Source organism: Vibrio sp. YT-15 (assembly GCF_033337445.1).
Taxonomy (GTDB): Bacteria; Pseudomonadota; Gammaproteobacteria; order Enterobacterales; family Vibrionaceae; genus Vibrio; species Vibrio alginolyticus.
Map to the genome: position 1 here is coordinate 255,264 of NZ_JAWOQR010000005.1, position 19,269 is coordinate 274,532.

Annotated in this window: 14 protein-coding genes; 7 read left to right on the top strand and 7 right to left on the bottom strand. The window is 45.6% G+C overall.

Translation table 11 applies throughout. The features are described 5' to 3' along the window. Window positions 1–99: 99 nt before the first annotated feature. The 4 genes from acnB to hrpB form a co-directional block, all read right to left on the bottom strand. Window positions 100–2,697, bottom strand: a complete 2,598-nt coding sequence (gene acnB / locus R7D93_RS12270) for a bifunctional aconitate hydratase 2/2-methylisocitrate dehydratase (protein WP_005380009.1) — start codon at window positions 2,695–2,697, stop codon at window positions 100–102. A 268-nt stretch (window positions 2,698–2,965) separates the two neighbouring features. Further along, window positions 2,966–5,296: a patatin-like phospholipase family protein gene (locus R7D93_RS12275; protein ID WP_047102650.1), complete on the bottom strand. Its 2,331-nt coding sequence runs from the start codon at window positions 5,294–5,296 to the stop codon at window positions 2,966–2,968. Window positions 5,297–5,418: 122 nt separating this feature from the next. After that, window positions 5,419–7,791, bottom strand: coding sequence for a penicillin-binding protein 1B (mrcB, locus tag R7D93_RS12280; RefSeq protein WP_005380020.1), 2,373 nt, complete (start codon window positions 7,789–7,791; stop codon window positions 5,419–5,421). After that, window positions 7,784–10,252, bottom strand: a complete 2,469-nt coding sequence (gene hrpB, locus R7D93_RS12285) for an ATP-dependent helicase HrpB (protein WP_213868670.1) — start codon at window positions 10,250–10,252, stop codon at window positions 7,784–7,786. The genes mrcB and hrpB overlap by 8 nt, the downstream gene beginning before the upstream one ends. 66 nt (window positions 10,253–10,318) lie before the next feature. Between hrpB and sfsA the strand changes: the two genes are divergently transcribed. The 7 genes from sfsA (at window position 10,319) to panC (ending at window position 16,265) form a co-directional block, all read left to right on the top strand. Then, on the top strand, window positions 10,319–11,035 hold the full coding sequence (sfsA, locus tag R7D93_RS12290) for a DNA/RNA nuclease SfsA (RefSeq protein ID WP_017635909.1): 717 nt from the start codon (window positions 10,319–10,321) through the stop codon (window positions 11,033–11,035). A 136-nt stretch (window positions 11,036–11,171) separates the two neighbouring features. Continuing rightward, window positions 11,172–11,618 carry an RNA polymerase-binding protein DksA gene (gene dksA / locus R7D93_RS12295; protein WP_005386584.1) on the top strand — a complete coding sequence of 149 codons (447 nt, stop codon included), beginning with the start codon at window positions 11,172–11,174 and terminating at the stop codon, window positions 11,616–11,618. A gap of 95 nt (window positions 11,619–11,713) precedes the next feature. Continuing rightward, a complete protein-coding gene (gene gluQRS / locus R7D93_RS12300; RefSeq protein ID WP_005386586.1) occupies window positions 11,714–12,577 on the top strand; it encodes a tRNA glutamyl-Q(34) synthetase GluQRS in 864 nt (287 codons plus the stop codon). Window positions 12,578–12,679: 102 nt separating this feature from the next. Further along, entirely contained in the window at window positions 12,680–14,047 is a 1,368-nt protein-coding gene (gene pcnB / locus R7D93_RS12305; RefSeq protein WP_225496684.1) for a polynucleotide adenylyltransferase PcnB, read from the top strand. Further along, window positions 14,044–14,529 (top strand): 2-amino-4-hydroxy-6-hydroxymethyldihydropteridine diphosphokinase, encoded by a 486-nt coding sequence (gene folK / locus R7D93_RS12310; protein WP_017635910.1) that lies wholly within the window; start codon window positions 14,044–14,046, stop codon window positions 14,527–14,529. Before pcnB ends, folK begins: the two co-directional genes overlap by 4 nt. A gap of 24 nt (window positions 14,530–14,553) precedes the next feature. After that, a complete protein-coding gene (panB, locus tag R7D93_RS12315) occupies window positions 14,554–15,348 on the top strand; it encodes a 3-methyl-2-oxobutanoate hydroxymethyltransferase (RefSeq protein WP_005386592.1) in 795 nt (264 codons plus the stop codon). Between the two features lie 11 nt (window positions 15,349–15,359). Then, complete coding sequence (panC, locus tag R7D93_RS12320) at window positions 15,360–16,265, top strand: pantoate--beta-alanine ligase (protein WP_005380005.1); 906 nt, start codon at window positions 15,360–15,362, stop codon at window positions 16,263–16,265. 53 nt (window positions 16,266–16,318) lie between these two features. On the opposite strand, the gene R7D93_RS12325 is transcribed toward panC, so the two are convergent. From R7D93_RS12325 to R7D93_RS12335, 3 genes are all read right to left on the bottom strand, one after another. Then, window positions 16,319–17,248 carry a Kdo(2)-lipid IV(A) acyltransferase gene (locus R7D93_RS12325; RefSeq protein WP_104975578.1) on the bottom strand — a complete coding sequence of 310 codons (930 nt, stop codon included), beginning with the start codon at window positions 17,246–17,248 and terminating at the stop codon, window positions 16,319–16,321. Between the two features lie 127 nt (window positions 17,249–17,375). After that, the gene (locus R7D93_RS12330; protein ID WP_005380002.1) at window positions 17,376–18,146 is read right to left on the bottom strand and encodes an ABC transporter permease; all 771 of its coding nucleotides are present in this window, start codon (window positions 18,144–18,146) and stop codon (window positions 17,376–17,378) included. After that, window positions 18,147–19,064 (bottom strand): ABC transporter ATP-binding protein, encoded by a 918-nt coding sequence (locus tag R7D93_RS12335; RefSeq protein ID WP_005380000.1) that lies wholly within the window; start codon window positions 19,062–19,064, stop codon window positions 18,147–18,149. Window positions 19,065–19,269 lie beyond the last annotated feature (205 nt).

Below are 19,269 nucleotides of genomic sequence, written 5' to 3' on the forward strand. Positions count from 1 at the left end.
CGAGATTGCCTATTTCGTATCAATTTGGTGCGAGTATAGCGAATTGCTCCCATAAAAAAAGCACCTCATGTGAGGTGCTTTTGAATTGTGCATTTCTGATTATGCCGGTTCTTGGAAGATCACTTCGTCCGCTTTCTTGGTGTATTGATCCATTTTATGGAAGTTCAAGTAGCGGTACGTATCCGTTGCCGTAGCGTCGATTTGCTTCGCGTATTCTAGGTATTCTTCTTTGGTTGGAATCTTACCTAGAATTGCACCTACTGCAGCTAGCTCAGCTGACGACAGGTAAACATTCGCACCAGTACCCAGACGGTTCGGGAAGTTACGCGTTGAAGTCGACATTACTGTTGATTTATCTGCAACACGCGCTTGGTTACCCATACAAAGTGAACACCCTGGCGTTTCAATACGCACCCCTGCACGTCCGAAGATACCGTAGTAGCCTTCTTCAATCAGTTGGTCTTTATCCATTTTTGTTGGTGGCGCTACCCAAAGGCGCGTTGCTAACTGGCCATTGAACTTATCAAGCAATTTACCTGCTGCGCGGAAGTGACCGATGTTCGTCATACAAGAACCGATGAACACTTCATCAATCGCTGTGCCTTGTACTTCAGACAACAAACGAGCGTCATCTGGATCATTCGGTGCACATAGTACTGGCTCATTGATTTCAGCCATATCGATTTCAATCACATGTGCGTATTCAGCGTCTTTATCTGCTTGCATCAGCTCAGGGTTTGCTAGCCACTCTTGCATTGCAGTAATGCGGCGCTCGATAGTACGGCGATCACCGTAACCTTCAGAGATCATCCACTTCAGCATCACGATGTTAGAGTTTAAGTACTCTTCGATCGACTCTTGAGACAATTTCACAGTACAACCTGCCGCCGAACGCTCTGCAGATGCATCAGAAAGCTCAAATGCTTGCTCAACCGTTAGCGTTTCTAAGCCTTCAATCTCAAGGATACGGCCAGAAAATTCGTTGATCTTGCCCGCTTTTTCTACCGTTAGTAGACCTTGCTGAATCGCGTAGTAAGGGATGGCATGAACAAGATCACGCAGTGTGATACCCGGTTGCATCTCACCTTTAAAACGAACCAAGATTGACTCTGGCATGTCTAGCGGCATAACGCCTGTCGCAGCTGCAAAGGCAACCAAGCCCGAGCCGGCTGGGAATGAAATACCTAGAGGGAAACGAGTATGTGAGTCACCACCCGTACCGACAGTATCCGGTAGTAGCATACGGTTCAGCCATGAGTGGATAATACCGTCACCAGGACGAAGAGATACACCACCGCGGTTCATAATAAAGTCCGGAAGTGTATGGTGAGTGTTAACGTCTACTGGCTTTGGATAAGCCGATGTGTGACAGAAAGACTGCATGACAAGATCAGCAGAGAAGCCGAGACACGCCAAGTCTTTAAGTTCATCACGAGTCATAGGGCCTGTAGTATCTTGCGAACCTACTGTCGTCATTTTCGGCTCACAGTAGGTTCCAGGACGGATGCCTTCTACGCCACATGCTTTACCAACCATTTTCTGTGCAAGCGTGTAGCCTTTACCAGAATCTGCGATTTCACCAGGTTTGCGGAATACGTCCGAAGGCTCAAGACCTAGAGACTGGCGCGCTTTGTCTGTCAAACCACGACCGATGATCAATGGGATACGACCACCAGCACGAACTTCATCAATCAGTACTTCTGTTTTTAGCGAGAACTCAGCTAGAACCTCACCAGTTTCGTGGTTGCAAACTTTACCTTCATATGGGTAAACATCGATAACATCGCCCATGTTGAGCTTAGTTACGTCAACTTCGATTGGTAGTGCGCCAGCATCTTCCATTGTGTTAAAGAAGATAGGGGCAATTTTGCCACCAAGCACATACCCACCAGCTCGTTTGTTTGGAACGTAAGGGATATCATCACCCATAAACCAAAGCACTGAGTTGGTTGCAGATTTACGTGAAGAGCCAGTACCAACAACATCACCAACGTAAACCAATTGATGACCTTTGTCTTTTAACTCTTCAATTTGCTTGATCGGGCCAATAGTACCCGGTTGATCAGGGTTTATTCCTTCACGCTCGTTTTTAAGCATCGCCAGTGCGTGTACTGGGATATCAGGGCGAGACCAAGCGTCAGGTGCAGGTGAAAGGTCATCCGTGTTCGTTTCACCTGTTACTTTAAATACGGTTAGAGTGACTTTTTCTTCAAGCTTAGGCTTAGAAAGGAACCACTCAGCATCAGCCCATGATTGAAGTACTTTCTGTGCATGCGCATTGCCTGCTTTCGCTTTCTCTTCTACGTCATAGAAAGCATCAAACATCAGCAGCGTATGAGACAGCGCTTTTACTGCGATCTCTGCCAGTGCTTCATCATCCAATAGCTCAACTAGCGGTTCGATGTTGTAACCACCTTGCATAGTGCCTAGCAGTTCAGCCGCTTTTTCACGACTCACTAATGGTGATTTAACTTCACCTTTTGCTACTGCTGTTAGGAAACCCGCTTTTACATAAGCAGCTTCATCAACACCTGGAGGGATACGGTTTTCAAGTAGGTCAAGAATGACTTCTTCTTCACCTTGCGGGGGATTTTTCAGAAGTTCTACAAGTCCAGCAACTTGTTCTGCGTCTAGCGGTTTAGGAACAACTCCTTCAGCAGCACGCTCTTCGACGTGTTTACGGTAGGCTTCAAGCACGACTTTTTCCTCTCATTGCGGTTCCTCCTCTATTATTACTATTGTTAAAGTAAAGGAGTGAACATCCTTGGAAACTTGGCTCTCCATTGCCCTTGTTTTCATTCAATTATGATTGAGAAACAGCGCCGTAGAGGCCAAACTGTGGGCAAAATAATAGCAAATTTAACCTTAAATTAAAATCTTATCATTTTGACCAACATAGCAACTTACGACTAAAGTTCTGCTAATTTTGACCAAATATGCCAAGTTTTTGCTTTCTCATACCCGGTTAATTAAACGATGTTCCTACGATCAAATACACAGCATCCAAATCTTGCTCGGTACGACCGTATGCCAACATTATTGGTCCTATTGGTGAGTCAACACCAAAGAAGATGGAGCCAGCATTGTAAAGCGGCGCTTCGTTTAGTTTCAGATCATTATCAGACCAAACACCGCCATATTCGACCGATGCGCCCAGGTAGACTGGAGCTTCAAACAATCCGAAATCATTATCAAACCACTTATATCGGTACACCAAACTGCTGAAAAATAAGTTCTGTCCGATCAGGCTATTTCTTGGGATTCCCGATAGGCTTAAGAAGCCGCCCAACTCTCTGGGATCAAGCGGTAAAGATGAGTTTTTACTCTCTACAAAACTATATTCAGCATGTCCGACTAAAGTATGACGCTGATGACTCACTGCACCTTTAAATCGTGCAGAGATTTCATAAACGGTATCTTCAATAATTTTGTCAGTCTCTAAAAGGCTAACGCCCTGAGGACTTTGATCATGAGACACTAAATATTCGAGATCGACTAAAAGTCCACGAGTCGGAAATGCGAAATCATCAAGTGTATCTAGACGATAATTGGCAAACAGTCCACGACGTTCAAAATCCAATTTACCAGCAGAAGCCAAAGTAGAAAGCTCAATATCTCCGGTAGAGTAGCGAGCGCCAAATCGAAGTTCTTGCCACAATGTGGGTTGGATACCTATCGCTAACTCTGTTGTAAAATCATCGTAAGTGACCGGAAAAAAATCATTTACTGACTCTAAATCTGGTGCTTGAGGCTCTGTTAAAGGTAAGTTTCGGCTCTCACTGCCATAGGAAATACGCCCCGATACAAAAAGTTCTTGGCTAGATAAAACAGGGGAATACAACTCAGCTTCAATCAGCTTATCCGTGCCCATTTCTACGTTGAACGCCAACTCCGCGCCATGAGAGTTCAAGTTGGTAAAGTTGGTTGATATCCCTATGCCGTACTGGCTATCTGTATCGAAGTCATCTTCAAGAAAAAATCGGAAGTTGAGATAATTAGGCCCCCACGACTTCTCGTTAACATCAAAAACCAACAATGTCTCACCATCAACCTCTTCAAAGTGATAAGTGATGAGCTCGAACCGATCTAACGCGTAGAGGTTTTCAACGGCTTTCTCAATTTCGGCCGTTGAAATACGACGTCCGGTTTCTAATTCAATACGATTCGTCAACAACACATCGCTGTAGTGCGTGTTATTTACAATCACAATGTCATCAACCACACGCTGATCGCCATAAATCAAAGTTTTACGAACTTCTTGTTTGCGGTCGATGTATTTTTGATAGTCCGCGTTGGACAAGCGTAACTCTTTCAGCTTGTCTTTTAACTGCTTGGTAATATCGTACCCAGCTTGAAAAGCCCAAGGCATTTTGTCGAACTCGACAGTTTCCATGGTGCCCACATTGGGACGAATATAGATATCTTGAGGTTCAAGCTCGTCCACTTGCTGTTGTGTACTACGACGAACGAGATAGTTAGAGAGTTGGTCCGCGACAGTAAACAGCCCCGTAAATTCATCTTCGGTTTTGTAATCGGTGCTAATATCGACGGCAATAACGACATCAGCCCCCATGGCGCGAGCCACATCGACAGGCATGTTATTGACGACGCCGCCATCAACAAGCATATGGCCATTGAGCTTATAGGGAGGAAGCGCTCCTGGTACAGACATGCTAGCCATCATGGCGTCCACAAGGTAACCATTGCCCAATACGACTTCTTCTAAGGCAAGAATATCTGTCGCAACAGAACGATAAGGAATGGCAAGATCATCAAAAGAATCGAATCGCCCTAAGTTCCCTGTAGTCTCACGCAATACTCGCAACATGTTCTGGCCTTGCACCACACCCGTTGGTGCTCGTACCTCACCGAACCTTAAGCCGAGATCGGTATTAATTTGATAGCGGTCTTCATACTCTTTGTCACGAACTCGACGTTGGCTACGGTCAACACGATCTCGATAACCGCTGCCCCAATCGACGGTGTAGATAAAACTCTCAATTTCATCAGCACTCATCCCCGTGGCATAGAGCCCACCCACATAGGCGCCCATACTGGTACCGGTCACAATATCGACAGGGATCTGCATTTCTTCCAATGCTTTTAAAACCCCAATGTGTGCCGCCCCTTTCGCTCCGCCACCAGCGAGCACAACCGCCACCTTTGGTCGAGGTTCCAAGTCATCCGTTTTTGTTAGAGAGTTTGCGAGGGAAACAGAAGGAGTGATCATCAAAAAGGTACTAACCCAAAGCGCAAAGTTGCGAACCGATGGGCTTGATAACAGCTTTTTGAACATTCACTTCTTCCTTTATTGAATATCTGATCAAGTAGGGCGTGCTAGCAGTACTGTACTAACACGCCCTAATATGTACTAAGAATTAATCAGATAAACAAGCTAATGTTGTTGATTTGGCGATGCTACCAATCAAATATGCTATTTAACCAGTTTGATTTCTTCTCACACTGTTGCTTTATCTGACCGGTTTTATCCCAAACCGGCAGTTTGTAATCACTACGGCAGTTCATTTCTAAACCTCCATCAGATGTAGGCTTGAACCCTAATGTGGTGATTTCTCTTGGCCATGGGAGCTCTAAGCGCTCAGGAATACGCTGCTTCAAGTACTCTGCGTACACTCGTAATGCACCACTCGACCCCGTTAGATTCACGGGTTTATTATCGTCGCGGCCTAGCCAAATTGTCGTCACCTCACGACCATCAACACCGACAAACCAACTATCGCGGTTGTCATTACTGGTACCCGTTTTTCCTGCCAATGCAGCCCAACCAAACTGGCTTTGTAAGAAGCGGCCAGTGCCTTGAGCAACCCCTTGTTTCATCGCGTAGGTCGTTAGCCATGCAGCTTGTTCATCCACGGCTCTTGATGAACGAGGCAAGGATTGATACAGCACATTACCTTCCATATCCATGACTGAGCGCAGAGCGGTCAGTTTTGCACGCTTACCTGAATTCGTCAGAGTCTGATACATCTGTGCGACTTCGAATGGCGTCAAAGAAAACGAACCCAAAAACATCGAAGGCACTGGGCGAATTTCGTCTTTGTTCACGCCCAAACGCTCTAAAGTATTGGAGACTTCAGGAATGCCAAGTGCCATACCTAAGCGCACGGTTGGTACGTTAAGTGATTTCGCTAAAGCAATGTAAAGTGGCACATCACCACGATATTTTCTATCGTAGTTGCGCGGCGTCCACACGTTACCTTTACTGCTCTTCAGACTTAACGGCGTGTCGTGTAGCGTCGTGCCTAGGTTGTATTTATCCGGTTGTTCTAGAGCCGTTAAGTAAATCGCTGGTTTCACTAAAGAACCAATTGGACGACTGGCATTGAGCGCGCGGTTAAAGCCTTCATAACCGACACGTTTACCACCAACCATCGCACGGATTTCACCACTATGGCGATCAACGGCCACAGCAGCGGCTTCTAACTCTTTACCACCCCGTTTAGCTAGTTCTGGGATCTTTTTCGCGATAGCTTGTTCCATTTTGCTTTGCGATACTGGGTCCAGAGACGTAAACACGCGCAGTCCGGTCTCTGCTTTAAATCGCTCCCCAACTTTTTCTTTTAATTCAATGCTCAATTGTTGGAAATAAGCTGGCTGACGGCTCGCAATACGTGGCTTGCTTTGCGTATCGAGTGGACGACTTACAGCTTGTTCATACTGCTCTGAAGTCAACATGTTTTGCTGCATTAACAGGCGCAGAACGAGATCACGACGCTCTTTCGTTCTCTCAGGGTAACGAATTGGGTTGTAGTAAGACGGTCCTTTTACCATCCCAACTAACATCGCCAATTGATCGATTCGCAACTCCTGAATTGGCTGCCCAAAATAGTAACGCGACGCCAAGCCAAACCCGTGGATCGCTTCACCTCCACTTTGACCTAGGTACACTTCGTTTAGGTAGGCTTCTAAGATACGATCTTTGCTGTAACGGTAATCCAAAATTAGCGCGATATACGCTTCTCGAACTTTACGCCACAGTGTTTTATCACGAGTCAAAAACAGGTTTTTTGCCAATTGCTGAGTCAGCGTACTACCACCTTGAACAGTACGACCCGCCTTAATGTTCGCAACCAATGCACGTGCAATCGCGAGCGGTGACACCCCGTCATGTTGATAAAAATCCCGGTCTTCGGTCGCAAGCAGTGCATCCACCAAAATTTCAGGGAACTGATCACGACGTAAGAAAAGGCGCTGTTCATCACGGTCTTTCTCCAGCATGCCCAACATCTTCGGTTCTAGGCGCAAGTAACCAAGGTCTCCTCGAGATTCTAAAGACTGAATACGTTGCAAGCCGGAATCAGAGAAATGCAGCATAATGTGACGATCCGGCTCGGGACCATCGGCAAACTCGAATGGACGACGAATCAATTCAATCCGAGTGGAAGAAGAGGAATATTCGCCTGGGTAACGAGGTTGACTCACTTTACGGTAATTCAACACATCTAGCTCGTTGCGCAGTTCTTGGATGGTGATATTCTCACCAGGGCTTAGATTCAAGATACGGGCATAAACCACCGTTGGCAGCTCAAACAGCTGACCTTCAAAGCGTTCTTTCACCACACTATCTAAGTAAATCCCAACAAACAGCAAAACAGCGGCAAGTGCAACGCCAGCTTTCCAGCTAAACGACCACAGAACTTTCAACCACGAACGTTTCTCGTTAGTCGGCTTTTTACTCGGCGTACGTCGAGTCTGTTTTGCGGTTCCTTTATTGGTTGTACTTTTCTTCGCTGGCGCTTTTTTCGCGCTAGGCTTCTTGCTGTCAGTCATTATTCAATTGTCTTTTTGTTTTCGTTGTTGCTACATGATTGGCAGGATCATCTGGCCAAACGTGTTTTGGGTAGCGCCCTTTCATCTCTTTTTGAACGTCTTTGTAGCTTCCGTTCCAGAAAGCCGCCAAGTCCGACGTTACTTGCAATGGACGTTGTGCCGGTGAAAGCAGTTCAAGCACCAAACGCTTGCGGCCAAGAGCTACCGTTGGGGAACCACTCTCCCCAAATACTTCTTGCATACGCACCGATAATATCGGCTCATGGCCATATTGGTAACGGATACGCTTCTTTGAACCTGTGGGCAGTTGGTAATGCTCAGGTAACCATTCATCCAGTTGTTGATTGAGTGACCAACCTAATCGAGCATTAAGCGCTTCGACCAAGTTTATCTTGCTCAGGTCTTTAACCGAACTGACAGACGTCATGTATGGTTCTAACCACTCCTCTAATGAATCCAGCAAACTGACTTCATCAAACATTGGCCATGACTGCTCAGGTAACCATTCCACCGCACAACGAATCCGAGCTAACAAGCTCTCCGCTGCCGGTGTCCAGTTTAGACTCTGTAAGCCCTGGCGGCGGACATACGTGAGTAAAGCTTGTGTCATTTTTTCTTTGCCAGGGCTTGGCAACGGCTCGCGTTCAACGACCAGCAGACCGAGTTTTGTTTGTCGCTCAGCTATTAGACGGCCTCTTTTTTCATCCCAGTCCACTACCTCTTCAGACGAAAATAGCGTATCAAAGGTCGTTCGCAATATATTGAGATCCAATTCACATGCCGAATGAATTTGACTTGAATTAGAATGAGAACGCATTAAGTCAACGGCAACCAAATACTCACAGCCACCTAGCATGTCTTCCTGACGACATTCTGCACCATGACCATTAGCCAAAGTAAATCGCCCAAATTGATTTGTGCGCTGCTGCGCAATGCGATCTGGAAATGCCAAACTTAACACCAGCGGTAATGCATCTTCATCCACGCCTTTCAGGTCAAATACCGTATCCAATTTGTACGCCAGAGATTGAGCACGCTTGAACAACATCGACTTTTTTGGATGAGTACCAACAAGCCAACGATGCAAGCTATGAGCGATATTGGTAACATTTCTCTCTGGCTCTTCAATCAGTGCGACCGCCGCCAAAGCAGCATTTAACATCTTATCACTGTAAGATTGCGCTTTAATTAGCATCGCAGCCGCACGAGGCTCAACGCCTAGTTCATGCGCCTGTTTTCCTTCGGACGTTAATTGCCCTTTTTCCGTCAGTAGTCCCAATGACACCAATAGCTGCTTCGCTTGTTCCAATGACGCATTAGCGGGAACATCAAGCCACTTTAGATCGTGGATATCACTCGCTCCCCAAAAGGCAAGCTCCATAACTAAACTAGCTAAATCGGAATGCAAAATTTCGGGTTGGGGAACCAGCGGTTGCTGCTTGAACTGGTTTTCAGAATAAAGACGAACACAAATGCCCTCTTCTATTCGTCCCGCTCGTCCTGCACGCTGAATCGCTGAAGACTGTGCAATGCGTGTTTGCTCTAAGCGTGTTAAACCGTTTTTCAAATCAAAGCGGGCAATACGCTCTAACCCAGAATCAACGACGAGGCGAATGCCTTCAATCGTTAGTGAAGTTTCTGCAATGTTGGTCGCTAGAACGACTTTACGCTTACCTTGTTCTGCTGGCGTAATCGCTTTTTGTTGATCTGCAAAGCTCAGTTGACCATAAAGTGGGCATACGTCGATATCATCCGCTAAATGAGACAACCGCTCTTCAACTTGTTTTATGGCACCAACACCCGGTAGGAAAGCTAACAAAGATCCAGACTCTTTGTTCATAAGACTTTCTATTGTTTTTGCCATACTCGTAGGTAAATGCTCGTTCACACCTAACGGCTGGTAGCGCATTGCCACATCAAAGCTGCGCCCTTCAGATTCAATGTAACTGGCTTCTGGCAACAACGATTGTAATGCTTGTTGGTCAAGCGTTGCCGACATTACCACCAGCTTGAGATCGTCTCGCAATGCCTCTTGAACTTCTAAACTGAATGCCAAAGCGGTATCGGCATGAATGCTGCGTTCATGAAACTCATCAAAGATCAGTAGATCAACCCCATCCAACTCCGGGTCCGTTTGGATCATCCTGGTCATAATCCCTTCGGTTACGATCTCCAGCTGCGTTGCAGAACTTACCTTTGCCTCGCCACGGACTCGATAACCCACGCGTTGACCTACTTGCTCTCCCAATTGCTCAGCAAGATAACGGGCAATGTTACGCGCCGCGAGTCGTCTTGGCTCAAGCATGATGATTTTTCCAGCAACCGAATGATTTAAGAGTAACTGCAAAGGGAAGTAAGTCGACTTACCGGCACCAGGCGCCGCTTTTAAGATCACTTGATGTTGATTTTTGACCGCCGTCAGCAAGTCAGGCATCACGGCTTCAATCGGCAATTGTGACAAAGGAAATACCTTATGGTGTAATGGTGGCAACATTGTACATAAAAAATTTTTTGTCTAAATAAGCAAATGCATTTCACACCCGCTTTAGAGTCCGCCACTCTACTCAAACGTTATAAACGCTTTCTTGCCGATATCGAGCTCGATACTGGTGAAATCCGTACAATCCACTGCGCAAATACAGGTGCAATGACGGGTTGTGCAACGCCCGGAAACAAGGTTTGGTTTTCTACTTCCGACAACCCGAAACGAAAATACCCCAATAGTTGGGAGTTGAGTGAAACCGAACAAGGCCACCGTATTTGTATCAATACCGCACGCGCCAATCAATTAGCCGTAGAGGCTATTGAAAATAATGTCATTTCAGAGCTTTGTGGTTATGACACACTTCAAACTGAGGTGAAATACGGCAATGAAAATAGCCGAATTGATATCTTGCTCAGCGCAGACGACAAGCCAAAGTGCTATATAGAAGTGAAAAGCGTCACTCTTCTTGATGAGACCGACTCTACTGGACAAGGATACTTCCCAGATGCGGTCACGACTCGGGGACAAAAACACCTGAGAGAGCTCACAGAAATGGCACAAAATGGAAGTAGAGCCATACTTTTGTTCACTGTTTTACATTCAGGTATTGAAAAAGTATCCGCGGCGCACCATATAGACGCGAAATATTCACTATTACTCAAACAAGCACAAGACGCTGGAGTGGAAGTTCTCTGCTACAAAGCTGAACTGAGCGATACTGGAATGAAGCTGATTTCCGCTATTGATTTTATCAATTAAGAGAAAAAATGATGTCGTCTTCACATTGACGATAACTTTGCGATTCAGTATTTGCTTGCACCGCCTCTTTTTGCTATAGATACCCGCCTTAAATTGACTGCGTAGCAGTTGACTAGGTGTAAGTAGGAGATGCTGTATGCCAGAATCAAAGAAGAAAACGATAGGCATCCTAGCCATTGCCGGCGTGGAGCCATATCAGGAAAAACCTGGTGAAGAGTACATGTCACCAGAGCAGGTTGAACACTTTACGAAAATCTTAACAGCTTGGCGCGACCAGCTAAGAGCTGAAGTGGATCGTACTGTTCACCACATGCAGGACGAAGCAGCAAACTTCCCAGATCCAGTTGACCGCGCCTCTCAAGAGGAAGAGTTCAGCCTAGAACTGCGTAACCGTGACCGCGAACGCCGTTTGATCAAGAAGATTGAAAAGACTTTGGATAAAATCAAAGAAGACGATTTTGGCTTCTGTGAGTCTTGTGGCGTAGAGATTGGCGTTCGCCGTCTTGAAGCACGTCCAACCGCTGACCTTTGTATTGACTGTAAAACACTTGCAGAAATCAAAGAGAAGCAAATGCAAGGTTAATCACCCAGCATTATGATTGTTGAAGGGAGCTCAGGCTCCCTTTTTGTTTTGGCTATCTTCGCACCCTATTTGTTTACTAAATTCGAGATACACGCATGACACGCTATGTAGGTCGATTCGCCCCATCTCCTTCTGGTCCACTGCATTTTGGTTCACTGATTGCCGCTCTTGGCAGTTATTTTCAAGCGAAAGCACAAAACGGAGCTTGGTTAGTACGTATTGAGGACTTAGACCCACCAAGAGAAATGCCAGGTGCAGCGCAACTTATCCTAGAGGCACTCAAGGCCTATCAGCTGCATTGGGATGGAGAAGTGGTATACCAGAGCGAACGTCACGACCTTTACCAAGCTCAAATAAACAAATGGCTCGAAAATGGGGAAGCCTATTATTGCCAATGTACTCGTAAGCAAATTAAAGAGCATGGCGGTTTTTATCCTGGCACTTGCCGCGATAAAAACTTGAAAGACGGCGCGATTCGCCTAAAAATGACCAAGCCTGTCGCTCATTTCCTCGACCAAAAGCGGGGAACCATTACTATTCCAGAGCAACTCGTTAATGAAGATTTCATTATTAAACGTCGAGATGGATTATTTGCTTATAATCTTGCGGTAGTATTGGACGACATCGACCAAGGCGTCACAGAAGTCGTGCGAGGTGCAGACTTAATCGAGCCGACAGGGCGTCAAATTAGCCTGTACCAAATACTTGGTCAGCCTGAAGTTAGCTACTTGCATTTACCATTGGCGATGGACAACAACGGCAATAAATTGTCGAAACAAAATCACGCGACGGCTATTGATATAGATACACCAAAACCTACTCTATTGCGCGCCATGACATTTTTAGGTTTCGAGATACCTGAAACCGTAAGGGCGGCCAACATAGAAGATATTCTTCGTTGGGGCTGCGAAAACTGGCGCTTGGAACAGCTTCCAGCAGAGATCGAGATCACACCGTGATTCTCAAATGGCATTGTGTAGGCTATCATTAGCCGCAAATTAGGCCCTAGAGGCGTATAAAACTAACCAAAGCAAGATTGGATTAAACCCAGTTATTGCCAGATGCACATGAATACAAACGACTATACACCAAGCGAACCTGCCACAATTCCAGAGCTCGCTCTCAATGTAATAACTCGTGAAGAGCACAACATTTCGCGTAAGCAGATCAGTGATAATGCGCTGAAGGTACTGTACCGCCTAAATGGTGCTGGTTTCGATGCTTTTCTTGTGGGTGGCGGGGTTCGAGACTTACTGCTTGGACAAAAACCAAAAGATTTTGACATTGCGACCAACGCAACGCCGGAACAGATCAAACAGCTATTTCGTAACTGCCGTTTGATTGGTCGCCGCTTCCGCTTGGCTCATATTATGTTTGGCCGAGACATCATTGAGGTTGCGACATTCCGTGGTCACCACCAAGAGCAAAAGAATAAGAGCATTTCTCAGCAATCAAAAGAGGGTATGCTGCTGCGTGACAACGTCTACGGCACCATCGATGAAGATGCTGAGCGCCGTGATTTCACGATTAACTCGATGTACTACAACATCGCAGATTACTCGATTCACGACTACGCACGTGGTATTGAAGATTTAGAAGATCGCCTAATTCGACTGATTGGTGATCCAGAAACACGCTACCGTGAAGACCCTGTGCGCATGCTGCGTGCGGTTCGTTTCGCGGTAAAACTAGACTTTGATATTGAAGAAGACACCGCAGCGCCAATCGAACACATGGCTCCGTTGCTCGGTGACATTCCGTCAGCGCGTCTTTTTGAAGAGTCACTCAAATTATTGCAATCCGGTCATGGCTTAGAAACCTACCACCTACTGCGTGAGTACAACCTATTCCAGCAACTATTCCCGACGATTGCAGCGCACTTTACAGAAGATTACTCCTCTCACACTGAGCAGATGTTGGATCTTGTCCTAGATTCTACCGACATGCGCATCGAAGATGGGAAACGCATCAATCCAGCATTTATGTTTGCTGCAATGCTGTGGTACCCACTGTGTGCGAAAACCGATGAACTGATGGAAGAGCGCAACTTAGGCCATTACGACGCCATTATGGAAGCGAGCAACACCATTCTTGACGAGCAAGTTCGCACAATTGCCATTCCAAGACGCCACACCGCAACCATTCGCGAGATTTGGCAGTTACAGCTTCGTCTTCCACGACGTAACGGTAAACGTGCATTCCGTCTTATGGAGCTCAATAAATTTAGAGCTGGCTTTGATTTTCTTGAAATGCGCGGTGAAATTGAAGGTGGTGACACTCAGAAGCTTGCCAAGTGGTGGGAAACTTTTCAAAATGCAGGCCGAGAAATGCGTCAAGCAATGGCTGCCGACTTAGACGGTCAATCACCGAAAACAGGCCAGCGCCGCCGTAAAACTTATCGCAAGAAAAAGAGTAAGCCCAAATCATGATTACAGCGTACATTGCGGTAGGCAGTAACTTGGCTGATCCTGTCAGCCAAGCAAAGCAAGCGATTGAAGCATTAAAAACGCTGCCTAAATCAGAGTTTGTTCAAGCTTCTTCGCTATACAGCAGCACGCCAATGGGGCCACAAAATCAACCGGATTACATCAATGCGGTTGTGTCTATTAACACCAGTTTGACGCCTATTGAATTGCTCAATTGCACACAAGCTATAGAGCAAGAACAAGGGCGTGTCCGTAAAGACGAACGCTGGGGACCAAGAACCTTGGACCTCGACATTGTGCTTTATGGCAATGAGGTGATTAATTCCGAGAGGCTGATCGTTCCTCATTATGGAATGAAAGAGCGTGAATTCGTACTCTACCCTCTTGCGGAAATTGCACCAAGTTTACAACTCCCTGATGGGACCGAGGTCTCTGAACTACTGGAACAAGTAGATAGAAACGGCCTCAGTATCTGGCAGTCATAGCCAACTCCTAGTAAGGATAAAACCATGAAAAAAATGACCATCAACGACCTAATCAAGTGGAAGCAAGAAGGTCGTAAATTTGCTACTTCAACCGCTTATGATGCGAGCTTTGCCCAACTGTTTGAAAGCCAAGAAATGCCAGTACTTCTTGTTGGTGATTCTCTAGGTATGGTTTTGCAAGGTCACAACGATACTCTGCCAGTAACGGTCGATGATATCGCTTACCATACTCGTTGCGTACGTGCTGGTAGCCCAAATTGTTTGTTGATGGCAGACATGCCATTCATGAGCTACACCACGCCAGAGCAAGCTTGCGAAAATGCGGCTAAACTGATGCGTGCTGGTGCCAATATGGTAAAAATTGAAGGTGGTGACTGGCTTGTCGACACGGTGAAAATGCTCACTGAACGATCAGTTCCAGTTTGTGCTCATCTTGGTTTAACTCCTCAAGCTGTTAATATTTTTGGTGGTTACAAAATCCAAGGTCGCGATCAAGAAAAAGCAGACCGCATGGTAAAAGACGCATTAGCGCTGCAAGAAGCAGGCGCTCAAATAGTCTTACTAGAATGCGTACCAGCTGAGCTTGCTGAACGTATTACGCAAGTGCTTGACGTTCCTGTTATCGGTATTGGTGCAGGTAACGTAACAGATGGTCAAATTCTCGTAATGCATGATATGTTTGGTATTTCTGCCAACTACATGCCGAAATTCTCCAAAAACTTTCTTGCTGAAACAGGTGATATGCGCAAAGCCGTTACTAAATACATTGAAGATGTAGCCAACGGTGTATTCCCAGACGACGCTCATACCATTGCCTAGAGGATAAATGCATGCAAACTTTTGCGGAAATCTCAGCAGTTCGTGAACACCTTAAAACCTTTAAACGTGAAGGTCGTAAAGTGGCGTTTGTCCCTACCATGGGCAACCTTCACGAAGGCCACTTAACTTTAGTGCGTAAAGCACGCGAATACGCTGATATCGTTGTCGTAAGCATCTTTGTTAATCCGATGCAGTTTGATCGTGCTGACGATTTAAATAATTACCCACGCACGCTAGAGGAAGACTTAAGCAAGTTAACCTCTGAAGGGGTCGATGTGGTATTTACGCCAACACCAGAAGTTATCTACCCAGAAGGTCTGGATAAGCAAACCTTCGTCGATGTCCCTGGCCTATCAACAATTCTCGAAGGCGCGTCTCGACCAGGTCATTTCCGTGGCGTGACGACGATTGTGAATAAGCTGTTTAACATCGTACAACCGGATGTCGCGTGCTTCGGCGAGAAGGACTTCCAACAACTTGCTGTTATCCGCAAGATGGTTGATGACCTAGCAATGGACATTGAAATCATCGGTGTACCAACCGTACGTGAAATGGACGGTTTAGCAATGAGTTCACGCAATGGCTTGCTTACGCTGGACGAGCGTCAACGTGCGCCTGTACTTGCTCGTACAATGCGTTGGATCAGTAGTGCCATTCGCGGTGGCCGCGATGACTACGCATCGATCATCGAAGATGCAAGCGACCAACTTCGAGCTGCAGGTCTGCACCCTGATGAGATCTTCATTCGTGATGCTCGTACATTACAAGTGATCACACCAGAAACGACACAAGCTGTCATTCTGATGTCTGCGTTCCTAGGCAAGGCTCGTCTTATCGATAACCAAACGGTAGATATGGTTGTCGAAGCGAAGGAAGAAGCTGAATCTAACAATACAAACTCAGAGAGCGCAGAGTAAGCTCTGAGTCATAAAAGTAAAAAGGTCGACTCTTAGTCGACCTTTTTTATACTCTACGTATAGACGCAATCTAACCCTTCAGGGCGAGTTTTAAACCGCTTGTGCAGCCACATCCACGCTGGAATATCACGTTTTATCATTTTCTCAAGCTCTTGGTTCAAGATGCTTGCCGCTTTAACCGCATTACGTCTCTCGAAACGCTCGCTAATGTCTTTTCCAATGTACAGCGTGTAATGGTGATTTTTACTCACTGTAACGCCAGATATAACCGCGCACTTTGTTGCATCAATGAGAACACTAGACCCGACGGTACTCGCCGCTTGTTCAACAGCAAAAAACGGCGCAAAAACAGAATGGCTAACGCCATAATCATGGTCGGGCAAATACCAAAGTCGATGACCATTCTTCAGAACTTTGAGCATTGATTTCACGTCTTTTCGATCAATCATTTGATGTCCAAAACGAGTTCGACCTCGATGTTGAATAAACTCATAAGCAGGATTCGAATTTGGGCGATAAACGCCATAACCTTGGGCAAACTGGCTAAAAATACGAGCGGTTATCTCCAAGTTTAAATGGTGACTGCACACCACCAACACACCACGTCCATTATTTTCCTCAGCGAGTAAACGATCTTTTCCAACAATAGAGGTTATCCGACGTATCCGCCAATCTGGCCAAAACCAAGCGATACCGGTTTCGATGATCGCCATTCCAGTATATTGAAAGTTTTTTCGTACTACGTCCTTACATTGCCAATCCGTAAAATCAGGGAAACACAGCTGGAGATTACGCAGAGCGATCTTGTGTCGGCGCTTCATTACATGCATCGCAATACAGCCGATGCTTCTACCTAAGATTCGCAATACTACGTATGGCAGTACATTAACAAGAATCGCTAAAGATCCAAATGCCAGCCATACAGACCAATATTTGGGCTTAAGTAACTGATAGGAGAAAGGCGGCGGCGGGACAATATTCATAGGATCACTCATTTATTACAAATGATTGAAACCTACCATGATAAAAACCGAAAAATTGTATGGGTATGTATTGTTATGCATGCGAAAGAGCAGCGTGAATCGCCGCTCTTTGCTTTATGAGAATGGCTTAGCTTCTTAGCCCAATCCCTTTGGTTACTAGATAATGCGCAATGGCATACAGTGCAACAACAAACACTGCAAGTACACTAAATGAAGTGATAATGCCTACATCCGAGACACCTAAAAAGCCGTAACGGAACGCATTCACCATGTAGACGATTGGGTTGATCTTAGAAACGCCTTGCCAAAATTCAGGCAGCAGACTAATCGAATAAAAGACTCCTCCCAAGTAAGTTAAAGGAGTCAATACAAACGTAGGGATGATCGAAATATCGTCAAACGTTTTTGCGTAAACCGCATTGATCAAGCCACCGAGAGCAAATACCACCGACGTCATGAAGACAGTCGCGACAATAATGCCCCAGTGCTCCACTTGCAAATCAACGAACAAAAGTGACACACAAGTAACAATTGCACCGACCAACAAACCTCGAGTCACGCCGCCCATCACATAGCCAGCAATAATCACATAGTTTGGTACCGGTGCCACCAGCAGTTCTTCAATATTCTTCTGTAGCTTTGCACTAAAGAATGACGACGCCACGTTCGAGTATGAGTTAGTGATCACCGACATCATGATCAAACCTGGAACAATGTACTCCATGTAACTAAAGCCGCTCATCTCACCAATTCGAGAGCCAATAAGATTGCCGAAAATGATGAAGTACAACGTCATCGTAATGGCTGGCGGCACTAAGGTTTGCACCCAAATACGTGTAAAACGAGTGACTTCTTTGCTCAGCAAGCTGCGAAATGCCGTCCAATATAAACCGTACATTTAATTACTCCCCTCTCTTACAATGCTGACAAACAACTCTTCAAGTCGGTTGGCTTTGTTACGCATTGAGAGAACTTTAATGCCATGCTCTGTTAACTGACTGAATACCGAATTCAATCCTTGGCTCTTATCTAGTTCTATCTCTAAAGAGCCATCAACAATACTTTGTCGATTAACACCTTCAAGCTCAGGCACCTCGACTTCTGACTCAATATCCAAGATAAATGTCTCGACGCTTAGCTTACCTAGTAACGCCTTCATGGTGGTATTTTCAATCAGCTCACCACGATTAATAATGCCGATATTTCGACACAGCATCTCCGCTTCTTCTAGGTAGTGTGTCGTTAAAATAATCGTAATTCCTTGCTCTTGGTTGATCTCTTTCAGAAACCCCCACATTGAGCGGCGTAGTTCAATATCCACTCCAGCCGTTGGTTCATCTAAAATGAGTAATTGCGGCTCGTGCATCAAAGCTCTTGCGATCATTAAACGACGCTTCATCCCACCGGATAGGTTACGAGCACGCTCTTGGCGTTTTTCCCATAAATCCAATTTTTTCAGGTATTTTTCTGCTCTTTCTTTGGCTAATACTTTAGACACACCGTAATAGCCAGCTTGCTGCATCACAATTTGCTCAACGGTTTCAAACTGGTTGAAGTTGAACTCTTGTGGCACCAAGCCTAAATTCTGCTTGGCCAATTCGAGGTCGGTATCAATGTCATAACCGAAAACTTTCGTCGTTCCGGAGGTTTTATTCACTAAGGAGGAAATGATGCCAATCGTGGTCGATTTTCCTGCACCATTGGGACCCAGAAGCGCGTAGAAGTCACCCTTTTTCACTTGGAGACTTATACCTTTTAACGCCTCAAAGCCACCTGCATACGTCTTGCGCAGTTGTTCAATTTCTAATGCGTACATAAGGTCTTGATTGCCGTTTGTTTGTGATTACTAATACCGACTAATATTTAGCAGCGGTTTACTACAAAATCGCCTTGGGTATCGTATTGGAGGTCCATCAGTTTATCGTTGAATAACGATGATTACAAATAAACCTTTCGATAATATTGGAAATATACCCCTTACCTCGTAAAGGTTATCTCTGAGTAAGACAAAATAGAGCATA

Bases quoted from the DNA above. Each gene is read 5' to 3' on its own strand.
- folK (WP_017635910.1), top strand. From the start codon at position 14,044: ATGATTACAGCGTACATTGCGGTAGGCAGTAACTTGGCTGATCCTGTC.
- panB (WP_005386592.1), top strand. From the start codon at position 14,554: ATGAAAAAAATGACCATCAACGACCTAATCAAGTGGAAGCAAGAAGGT.
- panC (WP_005380005.1), top strand. From the start codon at position 15,360: ATGCAAACTTTTGCGGAAATCTCAGCAGTTCGTGAACACCTTAAAACC.
- dksA (WP_005386584.1), top strand. From the start codon at position 11,172: ATGCCAGAATCAAAGAAGAAAACGATAGGCATCCTAGCCATTGCCGGC.
- R7D93_RS12330 (WP_005380002.1), bottom strand. From the start codon at position 18,146: ATGTACGGTTTATATTGGACGGCATTTCGCAGCTTGCTGAGCAAAGAA.
- pcnB (WP_225496684.1), top strand. From the start codon at position 12,680: ATGCACATGAATACAAACGACTATACACCAAGCGAACCTGCCACAATT.
- gluQRS (WP_005386586.1), top strand. From the start codon at position 11,714: ATGACACGCTATGTAGGTCGATTCGCCCCATCTCCTTCTGGTCCACTG.
- R7D93_RS12275 (WP_047102650.1), bottom strand. From the start codon at position 5,296: ATGTTCAAAAAGCTGTTATCAAGCCCATCGGTTCGCAACTTTGCGCTT.
- sfsA (WP_017635909.1), top strand. From the start codon at position 10,319: ATGCATTTCACACCCGCTTTAGAGTCCGCCACTCTACTCAAACGTTAT.
- R7D93_RS12325 (WP_104975578.1), bottom strand. From the start codon at position 17,248: ATGAATATTGTCCCGCCGCCGCCTTTCTCCTATCAGTTACTTAAGCCC.
- R7D93_RS12335 (WP_005380000.1), bottom strand. From the start codon at position 19,064: ATGTACGCATTAGAAATTGAACAACTGCGCAAGACGTATGCAGGTGGC.
- mrcB (WP_005380020.1), bottom strand. From the start codon at position 7,791: ATGACTGACAGCAAGAAGCCTAGCGCGAAAAAAGCGCCAGCGAAGAAA.